Origin of the sequence: Streptomyces sp. 7-21 (assembly GCF_016741785.1) — a bacterium.
GTDB lineage: Bacteria > Actinomycetota > Actinomycetes > Streptomycetales > Streptomycetaceae > Streptomyces.
This window is the reverse complement of record NZ_JAERRL010000046.1, coordinates 1-599: the sequence shown is the minus strand read 5'-3', so window position 1 is coordinate 599 and position 599 is coordinate 1. Positions and strand designations below refer to the sequence as shown.

Below are 599 nucleotides of genomic sequence, written 5' to 3'. Positions count from 1 at the left end.
GCCGCGCGGGCGGAGCGTGTGGTGAAGGCCTATGGGTCGGGTGAGACGCGTGTGGTGGCACTGGATGAGGTGAGTATTGATATCCAGCGGGGTGCGTTCACGGCGATCATGGGGCCGTCGGGGTCGGGGAAGTCGACGCTGATGCACTGCCTGGCGGGTCTGGACACGGTGACGTCGGGCCGGGTGTGGATCGGCGGGCAGGAGATCACGGGGCTGAAGGACAAGAAGCTGACGCGGCTGCGCCGTGATCATGTGGGGTTCATCTTCCAGTCGTTCAATCTGCTGCCGACGCTGAACGCGCTGGAGAACATCACGCTGCCGATGGATATCGCGGGGCGGAAGCCGGAGCGGGAGTGGCTGGACCGTGTGGTGGACACGGTGGGGCTGCGGGGGCGGCTGCGGCATCGTCCGGCGCAGCTGTCGGGCGGGCAGCAGCAGCGGGTGGCGGTGGCGCGGGCGCTGGCGGCGCGGCCGGAGATCATTTTCGGGGATGAGCCGACGGGGAACCTGGACTCGCGTGCGGGTGCGGAGGTGCTGGACTTCCTGCGGCGGAGCGTGGACGAGCTGGGGCAGACCATCGTGATGGTCACCCACGATCC

The 599-nt window shown here is 68.6% G+C and carries 1 protein-coding gene; it reads left to right on the top strand.

What is annotated here, in order from left to right; translation table 11 throughout:
- Positions 1 to 599: ABC transporter ATP-binding protein (locus JK356_RS21505; RefSeq protein ID WP_236671729.1), on the top strand; the 599-nt coding region annotated here is incomplete at both ends.